At 48.8% G+C, this 2,938-nt stretch carries 4 protein-coding genes and 1 riboswitch; of the genes, 2 read left to right on the top strand and 2 right to left on the bottom strand.

Features of this window, described 5'->3' with window-relative positions; genetic code table 11:
- A partial coding sequence (locus tag HPY90_RS15655) for a DNA methyltransferase (RefSeq protein WP_287195879.1) occupies positions 1-915 on the bottom strand: 915 nt, incomplete at its 3' end.
- 100 nt (positions 916-1,015) lie between these two features.
- Positions 1,016-1,124, top strand: a riboswitch (TPP riboswitch).
- Between the two features lie 65 nt (positions 1,125-1,189).
- Here HPY90_RS15655 and HPY90_RS15660 point away from each other — a divergent pair.
- Together HPY90_RS15660 and HPY90_RS15665 are read left to right on the top strand one after the other, a co-directional pair.
- A complete protein-coding gene (locus tag HPY90_RS15660) occupies positions 1,190-2,224 on the top strand; it encodes an AIR synthase family protein (RefSeq protein ID WP_287195883.1) in 1,035 nt (344 codons plus the stop codon).
- 2 nt (positions 2,225-2,226) lie between these two features.
- On the top strand, positions 2,227-2,811 hold the full coding sequence (locus HPY90_RS15665) for a thiamine-phosphate synthase family protein (protein ID WP_287195885.1): 585 nt from the start codon (positions 2,227-2,229) through the stop codon (positions 2,809-2,811).
- Positions 2,812-2,815: 4 nt separating this feature from the next.
- Here the strand turns inward: HPY90_RS15665 and HPY90_RS15670 are convergent.
- A partial coding sequence (locus HPY90_RS15670) for a PLP-dependent transferase (protein WP_287195887.1) occupies positions 2,816-2,938 on the bottom strand: 123 nt, incomplete at its 5' end.

The following is a 2,938-nucleotide window of genomic DNA, read 5'->3' on the forward strand; positions in this document are numbered from 1 at the left end:
ATAGTAATCCAGCGCATTAACATATGGGGGGGACGTCACTATCAGATCAACCGTATTCATTTCAACTTCAAGCCTTCTGGCATCTCCATTAATAATTTTTACATCTGGTATTTTCTTTACAATTTTAGCCATCTTTTTTAATTCTTTTTCCATGGAATGGACTTTTTTCATAAATAATTCATCTACATCCACATCTACGCCGCCTCCATTCTCAACTAACGACCAAACAGTCGAAGACAGCGATACTCGCCCCAAATCAAATATATCTTCGTGTCCTCCTTCTTCCTTAATTTCCAGCAAAGTCTCTCTAATTGCTTCGAGCTTCGAGATAACAGCTCTGTTAAATATCTTGCTTAACTTTCTATTGGGTAAAGACTTCAAGCGCTTATCGATTCTCTTATAGTCCAGATCTAAGCGGCTCTTCACCTTCTTGAGCTTCTCTTTTAAGTATCTGAATTCTTCATCTTCGATTAGCGTAACCTTAACTTTGCTGATCAAAGTGGCTAATGGATTAAAGTCGTTTCCTATTGAATTTCTATTGTTTAAAAATGCTTCCACAAGAGTAGTACCACAACCACAAAATGGATCTAATACCGTTTCACCTTCTTTTGTAAATAATTTAATAAAAGTAAATGGTATTTGAGGGATAAATCTTGCAGGGTAAGAATGAAACTTATGTGTTAGATACTGAGTGGTAAAATCTTTGAAGTCCCAGCCTATCTTATCAAGAACACTTAAAGCCTCATAAAAAGAGTAACCACCGCGATTAATCAGCTCCCAATATTCCTGTTCGGGAGTTTTTAATCCAGGCAATGTTGTTTGTCTGGCTTCGTAAAGCATTGTTCTCACCTGTAAACCTTTAGTGGCACCCGTTTCCCAATGTCCGCGAAAACATTGTACCACGAGCTTCGACAAAGAAACAGCCTGCTTCATCTCTCTGTCCAAAATTTTTTGGATCGCCTTTAAGAAGGATTTTCACCATCAAGTGGCGTATCTTAAAAACCAAGTATTTATATAGGATCACTGGGGGAGCCTGTGTGACAGGCTGAGAGGGAAGCTGGAGCTTCCGACCCTTTGAACCTGAACTGGGTAATGCCAGCGGAGGGAAGTGTTCGTTTTCAACAGAGCCGTAATTTGCCTGCTGGTTACGGCTCGTTTATTCTAAAAAAACTTACAGGGGGTAGTGATTTTGGAGTTACCTGCAACTGGCAAACTGGACCAATGCTCTTTTAACCAGATTATTTATCCGAGGTTGGGGGAGAAGAACCCGCGGATACTGCTGGGGCCCCGGCACGGTGTCGACGCTGCGGTGATCGACCTGGGAAATCAAGTGCTGGTGGTTGCCGAGGACCCCACCTTTGGGATGCCCGCTCTCCTTCCGTACTTTGGCTGGTCAATTGTTCACATCGCCGCCAGCGACGTCGCCGTACTCGGAGTAAAACCGGAATACCTTACAATCTGCCTGCTGCTTCCTCCCGGCAGTTCACCTTCTCTCCTTGAAGAGATCTGGGAACAAATCCACCAGGAGTGCGTGAAGTTAGGAATCAGCATCGTAGGGGGGCATACCGGGGTATATCCCGGGATCGGGTATCCTCTGAATGGTGGGTGTACGGTGTTCGGTTTTGGCCGAAAAGAACAGCTTACTCCGGCCTCGGGGGCCCGGGTTGGTGATTGCCTTATTATGACCAAAGGCCTTGCGATCGAAGCAGCAGCCATCCTCGCCATCCAGGCAGCCGAGGAACTAGAAAAGGCCTTTGGCAGGGAGTTCGTTTCTCACCTCAAAGATTATTTTTGGAAGATGACCGTGGTAGAGGATGCGCTTCTTGCGGCACCCTACGCCCACGCGATGCACGACGCAACAGAAGGAGGGTTTCTCAACGGAGTCTACGAAATGGCCGAAGCCTCGGGAATCGGGGTTACCGTTTTTGAAAAAGATCTCTTGTGCGATCCCGAAATAGCTAAACTCTGCCAGCACTTCAACATCGATCCCTTGATCTCAATCAGCGAAGGCACGCTGCTCATCGCGGCGCCTTCAGGCAAAGCCGAAGAGCTGATTAAAAAGCTGCAGGACAACGGGATTCCTGCAGCGGCAGTAGGAGAGTTTACCGATTCCAGGCGAGTCTTGCGCCGCGCCACAGGAAGCGAGGAACCCCTCCGGCCGGTGGAAGTTGATCCTTTTTGGGAAGCCTACTTCAAAACGATTACAAAAGAGGAGGAAGGATAAAAATGGCGCTTGCCAATGAACAGGACCAGGTCCTGGGAAACCTGGTGCGCGCGGTTCACCTCCTGGAAGAAGCTCCGGGAATCGCGTGGTTGATGCCCGAAGTTCGCATCAACCTTGTTTACGCCCTATCCACGGCCGAATGCCCCCGTGATGTCGCGGGAATCGAAGGCCGCATCACCGTAGTCAAGGGGCGCTTCCGGGCTGCAGGGTACCCTGCATTCGGCGCCTCCGACCACATGGCCCGCTGCCTGATAGAAGTCCGCAAATACGCGCCCCGGTGGCGCGCCGGCATGAACTTCCGGTGGGATCCCGATCTGGTGAAGCAAGTCGAAAACTACTGCAAAAATAAATCTCTCACTCTGGGAAAAATCGAAAGGTCCCTCGAACCACGCGAAATTCAAGAAAAAGATGGTTCATCCATGCCGTGGAAAATTATGCAATTAGCCCAAGGGGCCCGCTTCCCGGAAATCTTCTACGAGTCTCCGGGCTGGGGAAAAGAACCGTTATTTGTAATTCTCGGGGAAGACGCTGTGGCCTGCGTGACAAAGTTTTTGGATTTAGCCCGGGCTTTAAGCGGCAGCTGGTAACGTTTTATCGAGCCTGGCTGGCCGCGAGGGCCTGATCGAGATCGGCAATAATGTCGGCGACATCTTCAATCCCTATGGAAAGCCGCACCATGTCTTCTGTCACACCGGAGCTCAGCTGCTGCTCCGG

The sequence above is a fragment of the Syntrophothermus sp. genome, assembly GCF_013314835.1.
Lineage (GTDB): Bacteria > Bacillota > Syntrophomonadia > Syntrophomonadales > Syntrophothermaceae > Syntrophothermus > Syntrophothermus lipocalidus.

Bases quoted from the DNA above. Each gene is read 5' to 3' on its own strand.
- HPY90_RS15665 (WP_287195885.1), top strand. From the start codon at position 2,227: ATGGCGCTTGCCAATGAACAGGACCAGGTCCTGGGAAACCTGGTGCGC.